Source organism: Aeromonas media (assembly GCF_000819985.1).
GTDB lineage: Bacteria > Pseudomonadota > Gammaproteobacteria > Enterobacterales > Aeromonadaceae > Aeromonas > Aeromonas media.
On record NZ_CDBZ01000166.1, the window covers coordinates 1 to 5,915 of the forward strand.

At 48.3% G+C, this 5,915-nt stretch carries 7 protein-coding genes; 4 read left to right on the plus strand and 3 right to left on the minus strand.

Translation table 11 applies throughout. The annotated features are described in order from the left end of the window. The first annotated feature begins 358 nt into the window (after positions 1–358). Complete coding sequence (locus BN1127_RS22185) at positions 359–817, plus strand: hypothetical protein (protein WP_156139771.1); 459 nt, start codon at positions 359–361, stop codon at positions 815–817. A gap of 629 nt (positions 818–1,446) precedes the next feature. Here the strand turns inward: BN1127_RS22185 and BN1127_RS22190 are convergent. Continuing rightward, a complete protein-coding gene (locus BN1127_RS22190; RefSeq protein WP_156139772.1) occupies positions 1,447–2,085 on the minus strand; it encodes a hypothetical protein in 639 nt (212 codons plus the stop codon). A gap of 552 nt (positions 2,086–2,637) precedes the next feature. On the opposite strand from BN1127_RS22190, the gene BN1127_RS14385 reads away from it, so the two are divergent. Next, positions 2,638–3,531: a helix-turn-helix transcriptional regulator gene (locus BN1127_RS14385; protein ID WP_082030113.1), complete on the plus strand. Its 894-nt coding sequence runs from the start codon at positions 2,638–2,640 to the stop codon at positions 3,529–3,531. 126 nt (positions 3,532–3,657) lie between these two features. Continuing rightward, the gene (locus tag BN1127_RS14390; RefSeq protein ID WP_029304370.1) at positions 3,658–3,837 is read left to right on the plus strand and encodes a hypothetical protein; all 180 of its coding nucleotides are present in this window, start codon (positions 3,658–3,660) and stop codon (positions 3,835–3,837) included. 41 nt (positions 3,838–3,878) lie between these two features. Here the strand turns inward: BN1127_RS14390 and BN1127_RS14395 are convergent, their stop codons facing one another. Next, entirely contained in the window at positions 3,879–5,153 is a 1,275-nt protein-coding gene (locus tag BN1127_RS14395; protein ID WP_011191341.1) for an IS4-like element ISApu2 family transposase, read from the minus strand. A gap of 156 nt (positions 5,154–5,309) precedes the next feature. On the opposite strand from BN1127_RS14395, the gene BN1127_RS14400 reads away from it, so the two are divergent. Continuing rightward, positions 5,310–5,681, plus strand: a complete 372-nt coding sequence (locus tag BN1127_RS14400; RefSeq protein ID WP_004099020.1) for a hypothetical protein — start codon at positions 5,310–5,312, stop codon at positions 5,679–5,681. 53 nt (positions 5,682–5,734) lie between these two features. Here BN1127_RS14400 and BN1127_RS22835 read toward each other — a convergent pair. Then, positions 5,735–5,915: hypothetical protein (locus tag BN1127_RS22835; RefSeq protein ID WP_231557493.1), on the minus strand; the 181-nt coding region annotated here is incomplete at its 5' end.

Sequence of the window (5,915 nt, forward strand, 5' to 3'; positions counted from 1 at the left end):
CTGATGCGTCAGCCCTGCATGATGCCCTGACCAGCTCTGTGCCATCCAAGCCGTTGCCACTTCCCGAAGAGGGCGAGTGGGTTCAGGCCAGCTAGGTATGTCGGTATCTCACTCAGCGGTGAGATACCGACATGTGACCACAGACGCTGAACATGCTCAGAGCTGAAGAATGAAAGCAAGCCAGTATCCATCGTAAAAAGAAGATAGCAGCCATGAACAGCGACTATCTCAAGAAATTCATTTTGCCAAGGATAAGATCAACGAAAAAAATAGTGTGCACCTACACTCCTATCATAGTATAAATATCTATGATTTAATACTATTCAATTAGATGACACATCGAATAGGAAAATGAAGGATGGCCCAACAGAAATCAATTGCGAATTACTTAAAAATAATATTTTTCATCTTCATTAGTTTACCAGCAACTAAGGCATATTCCTCAGGAGATTGGTGGTCTGGTACAGAAAGACAATCTTACAACAAGAGCAATGTTATGATTGGTACAAATTTATATAAAGGTGAAGGTGAGTTGGTTTTAAGCTGCCATGGCGGCGAGATAAAGGCAGACATTACCCTTAAAAAATCAAGGATAAGCTCAGGGATTATTTTTAAAATAACCGTTGACAATGGGGCATGGATAAAAAATGGCAATCGCCCTGAATACACAAATTCCTTTACAACTTACATGTTTCATCATTTAGTCAATGACATGAAAAAAGGAAGGGAAATTCATATAGATATTAGTGGTCACCGCAGATATTCGGCTAGTTTAATTGGGTTTACAAAAGCATCGGAAAGATTGAATTGTATATAAATATACTTATATTGACTCTGACCCTGTGTAAGCAAGAGCCGCCATATTATTAACAGAGTAGTCACAAATATATATTCAGCCTCATGAGGACGTTTTTTCCTAAATCAGCCACTAGACACAAAGTCCCCAGCCCAAGGTGACCGTTACGCTTGGAGTTTTCGACTGGCAGACCAAAGTATCAAGATGAGCAGCAACAGGTATCTCCCTTAGTGGCGAGATACCTGTATCGCAGTTAAGCGGCTCAATAGCATCAACTCAGCCCTATCTATGGGCAAGCAGCAACGACCTCACCTACCGGGCCTTCCTGGCCCGCTCAACCGCTTCTCGCCGGTTGATAACAAAACCCCTCTACTGATGACAAAAGCACATCGCCGATGATGGATTTTGCGAAAAACTACCTGCCATCCTGTCATTGGTAGAGACCGCTAAGCAGCTGGGCCGGTGCCCGCAGGAGTGGCTGCGAGCCATTGTGCGGGCCTGCATCGAGAAAACGGATTATCCAATCCCGATGGAGTTGATACCTTCAACACCGTTTCAGTGAACAGGTGCCATGATATCATCCAGCATTTTTAGTGCAGGTGTTGTTGAGTGGCTTTGCATCAATGGCTAATTAACGCGAAAGCCATGAATCATTGACCAAATATCCTATGTTTCAGGCGTTGATCATAATCCCTTATGTTCATAATTTCATCTAAAGATGCATTGTAAAGATCGTCCCATTCCAGCACTCGTTGATGATATTCATCTATTGTTTCGTCACTGCGTCTAATAGGTTTTTCAGGCTTTGTAAAGCTATAATAACCTCGTGTGTCGAAAGGGTTTTGCTCACTTTCAACATGAATAAATTTATTTTCCACCTTCTGGGTTTGGATTTTATCTTTATTTTCAATCGATGCTGAGATTGGCGGTTCTTTACTGGCATTACCTATATCAGAATCGACTGATACAGATTTCGATTTCACTATTTCTTTTAGTGTGTTGTCATGTGTGTTTTGAGCCTTTTCAAATGGCTTAAAACTAATGTCAGGGTCACGTTCATGCACAACTTTAGTGCATTGATTATTAATCCTTTTTGTTGTATTGTGCGGAACCCAGACCCATCGAGTGCCATCAGAAATCCGACGTGAATGCTTTCTCACCCCATTCCATGTGCCTTTCCTGGCATGTCGTCTCACTGTCGTATAGCGGGGATAGCGTTCTATTCTGAATCGCCCAAAGAAAAGTGATATTACAAAACAAACAAGCAAGGTTATGAGTATTACTGACATCCCGTACCTTAATATTTAACCAATTGAACTAAAATAAATCTTCATTAATGTGGTTTGAGGTTGTTCAAAAAGTTTTTACCTATAGTTTAGTTCGTCACGAGTTTGGTGTTGTATGGACCTGTGTCTGATAATTGGTTTGATAGGCCGTCCCGACTCCGCTGAATTTCAACATCCAACCTCGTCAGCGGTTGACATAGTTGTTCTGTGTAAGGATACGCACCAAACCCTGCTTGGTCAATTTCTGGTCCTGTACATGCAGGCCAGCTAAGTATGTCGGTATCTCCTTCAGCGGTGAGATACCGGTATCGCTGTTTAGCCGCCCAATGATCCGTTTTCAGCGACCGTCCCGACAAACCGCTACACAAAATCTGTCGTGGCTTATGAGCCTTCTCAACCGCTCCTCGCCGGTTGATAAAAAAAAACCTCACCTGATGACAAAAGCCCATCGCCGATGATGGGTTTTGCGAAAAACTGCCTGCCAGCCAATTCGTCACGCCGTGTCGCGGCCTGTTTGGATAATCCGCGACACGGTTATTCCCCTTCTGTGATGGTATGCACGAACACGACAAGATTGCTCAACGCCTCGGTATGCTCCTCACCCGCCTGTACAGCGGTGAGAAGCTGCACCTGAGTGATCTGGCCACCGAGTACAACGTCACCGTGCGCACCCTGCAGCGGGATTTCAATCAACGCCTCAGTTATCTACCGATAGAGCATCGCAACCAGCAATACTGGCTGGATCCGGAGTTTCTCAATCACAAGAACGACGGAAAGGTGCGAAAGCTGGCCGAGCAGTTGGGTATCACCGACCTGTTCCCCCGTGCCAGTGAACATCGTCTGGGTCAGCTGCTGGACAGAGGCAATCCAAGTCTCTTCGCCATCAAGGGGTTCGATGGTCAATCAGCCGACTTACTAATCCACCAGATACCGGTATTAGAGCAGGCACTGACCCAGCATCTGCAATGCTGGCTCATCACCAAAGACCAGCGCAAGCAGCTGTTTAGTCCCTATCAGCTCGTCAACTACAAGGGCACCTGGCACTTGGTCGGCGTCAGTGAGGGGCGGTTGCAAGCCTATCCGTTGAGCAACATCACACTGGTTGAGCTATCGCAACAGACCTTCACCCGTGACGCGTACATTCAACGACAGATCGATACCGACCCGACGCTCTGGCGCTCCGGTATGATCGAGGTGCTCCTCAAGGCCAGTGCCGCCATCGCCATCAACTTTCAGCATCGCCCGTTGCTGCCCGAGCAGGAGATAGTCAAAACCTTGGATGACGGTGCGCTGTTATTGAGCAGTCGCATACTCGATGCCAATCAAATTCTGCCTGTCATCAAATCCTGGATGCCGGGGCTCACCGTGATCTCGCCCGGTTTTATCCATGAGCAGATCGTCCGTGATTTACGCCATTTATTGACCCTGATGAGTCAGGCTCCACTCTGATTCATTTGTGACAAAGATCCCAGTTTATACATCTGGCGACAGCGCCTGACATGCCACGACACCACCTGTCGCCGCTGTTCTGCATTGTCGTCAACCATCAAGCAGTAGCAATCCAAGGAGTGATGCATGAGTAAAATGATCCAAATGAAAGAGTCCACCGCAAAGCGCGAGGTGAAGCAGGAATACGGCCTGACCGAAACGGATGGCCAGGCTTTCTGGGATCGGGTGAACCGGGTGATCGGTGAATCCCGCGAGGAAGTCGATAATGAAGATCGCGTTCCTGCCGGATATGAAGTGTATCGATAACGTCAACACGTACATGTTAGTTGATCATCATGTACAGAACCTTAAGCGGCAAGCGAATTAATAATACCGTCTAACGTGTTGTTTTGCTTGGATTTTCTCTGCCTACTCTTTTTGCCGTTTTTGGATAAATACACCATTGCCCACTCCAACTTCTCTGTTATTTCCTGCCACGCACCATGGATGATGCTCGCCAATATCGGCATTAACCAAAGCGCGCTGTTTTTGGCAATCTTCAGCATCGATAACTCCGCGCTGCCAATCAGCGTCAGCGCCAGCCGACGTTTGACCAGCAAGGCCAGCAAACTAGCCCAGATCAAGCCTTCCGCTATCGCTTTTTGTCGTGTCGCGAACGCCTTCAACCGGTTATGTGATTTCAGCTCTTTGAACAACAGTTCGATCTGCCAACGGCAACGATACAATGCCATCACCTTCTCGGCTGGCCATCGCTCACGCGGAAGATTGGTCATCCATATACAGAACCGTTTTTCCTCTGCAAACCAACGTCTTATGAGTCGATATTTATACTTTCCCGAACTCACATCCAGATCCAGAACCTCGGCTCTGCAGCTTCTCCGATCGATATCCTTGAGCTTTTTTCCGAGTAACTTGGGCATTTCCCTGCCGTCCTGTCGGTAAGCTGCCTGTACTTTGGGATTGAGATTTTGACTCCCTCTGACCAGATAGCTTCCTTTGGCTTTGGTCACATCAGCAAAGTACTCGCGGCTGATGTAACCGGCATCCGCCAATAACAGTTTGTTATTTAACGAATTTGCGGCCGGAAGATGCTTGCGCTCCGATTCGGTATCCGCCGTGATACTCATCGATATCGGCGACTGGTCCAGCAAGGACATGGTCATATGACACTCTACCGCAGCGGGGCTGTGCTTATTGAATCGGCCCGGGAAATGTTCTGCCAATTGCGGATGTAACGCGAATGACGACCCGTCCTGCAGCAGTACCTGCTCAAAGCCTGCCAGTCCGTGGGCGTCCGGTAGACACTCCTTGAGGCGTAAGGCGATGGCTCGTTCAACCAGTGCGCGCATGAACAAGGGAAAACCCTGCTTGCGTAACTGGTTGTGAAAGGGTTTATACGCTATTTGGTCAGTATCATGGAGCTGCAACGCATTGAAATGGCGATGCAAACCAGCAATACCATCCACCTTGTCGCAACCAAGCCCTGAGAGCAGAGCCGGGAGTAGTCTCGCAGGCTGGATATCCCGGAGTCGCTGACAAAAACCGGTAAATTTACCGATCCGGTTGAGTTCAGAAGAGCTAAGAAGTTGCTTGAGGTACTGGGTTGCATTGATAATAGTCATGGCTTCGGGCGTGTCGGTTTTTTTTTGCGATTAAATCAGATCACAAACGAAGCCTTTTTTCTATCTATTTCAATTGGTTGTAGCTAAAGATCCTGTACATGACAGGTCACTGCAGCGGCCAAACTGTTGCCACATCTCAGTTCAGGAGGAAACGCAATGACTCAGGAAAGGATCCAGACCCGCTACCCACTCGGCGGCCCCTTCGCCACCCAGGCTGAGCTGGAGCAGGCCATCACCCAGGCCATAACGACCCACAGACAAGATTTCTTCCCTCTGCTGGAACGGCTGGTGGACGTGGGGGACACCCGGGTCAACCTCAGTCAGGAGAACCCGCTGCGGGTGCTCAGCATCGAACTCGCTGACGGCCGTGAAGGAGTGGCCCATATCAACTACGAGTCCAACTTCGCCGAGAGCTGCCTGATTATCAACGAATACGACCAGCACCAGACCAGCCTGGCCTTTCGCCTCGACGGGGATGCACTTATCTTCGACGTCGAACTGCCGATCGCGTGGAATTTCAATAACTGAAGATTCAGCGGTGTAATGCCGCCTGGTTGCTACACCCGGTCAGCCAGCTCCCCTCACCCTAACCCTCTCCCAAAGGGAGAGGGGATCAGCCCGTGCCAACCTCCAGCCGTGGTAGTCACTCCATACTCTGCTGTTATTTCAGGCGCCTGTAATCTTCCCCATATGGCTGTCATCTGAATAGCAATATCCAGCATATAGCCACCATAACCCTCACTCATGTACAGGATCTTTAGC

Coding starts and splice junctions, on each gene's coding strand:
- BN1127_RS22185 (WP_156139771.1), top strand. CDS start 359: ATGGCCCAACAGAAATCAATTGCGAATTACTTAAAAATAATATTTTTC.
- BN1127_RS14395 (WP_011191341.1), bottom strand. CDS start 5,153: ATGACTATTATCAATGCAACCCAGTACCTCAAGCAACTTCTTAGCTCT.
- BN1127_RS14400 (WP_004099020.1), top strand. CDS start 5,310: ATGACTCAGGAAAGGATCCAGACCCGCTACCCACTCGGCGGCCCCTTC.
- BN1127_RS22190 (WP_156139772.1), bottom strand. CDS start 2,085: ATGTCAGTAATACTCATAACCTTGCTTGTTTGTTTTGTAATATCACTT.
- BN1127_RS14385 (WP_082030113.1), top strand. CDS start 2,638: ATGCACGAACACGACAAGATTGCTCAACGCCTCGGTATGCTCCTCACC.
- BN1127_RS14390 (WP_029304370.1), top strand. CDS start 3,658: ATGAGTAAAATGATCCAAATGAAAGAGTCCACCGCAAAGCGCGAGGTG.